This window comes from Capnocytophaga sp. oral taxon 332 str. F0381, from assembly GCF_000318275.2.
Taxonomy (GTDB): Bacteria; Bacteroidota; Bacteroidia; order Flavobacteriales; family Flavobacteriaceae; genus Capnocytophaga; species Capnocytophaga bilenii.
The window spans coordinates 20,504-20,894 of sequence record NZ_KB291341.1; the positions used below are offsets into that span (position 1 = coordinate 20,504).

General features: G+C 31.7%; 1 pseudogene. It reads right to left on the reverse strand.

Annotated features, from left to right (window positions below):
• Positions 1–196 (reverse strand): annotated as a pseudogene (locus HMPREF9075_RS13905) (IS5/IS1182 family transposase); the annotation flags it as partial.
• Between the last annotated feature and the right edge of the window lie 195 nt (positions 197–391).

Here is a 391-nt window from a genome sequence, read left to right on the forward strand (position 1 = left end):
TAATATTTGCTATAATTTCTTTGCTTTCTAAAAACTCTCTAAAAGATTTGCTATCAAATCCTGCATCAGCATTGAGAAACAGTCCTTTGTGTTCTATTCCTGCTTCTTCTAAAAAAGCTAAGATTTCTTTTAGTACTTCTTCTATTTCATATAAGTCATTGTGATTTCCTGCTTTAGGACTCCCCATTGCTATCATTTGCCCTTTATTATCACACAAAAAAATGCTATTTGTGGTTACAGATTTTTTTTTTGCTTAATAGATTTAACCATATTCGCTGAAAGCTACCGTCTTTACTCCATTTGTTGAAGTAGTAATAGACATTTTGCTAAGAGATTTCACCTTTTTCAAAATAGCTTTCAATTGGAAGTTCTCTCCATTGTACCCCTGTTT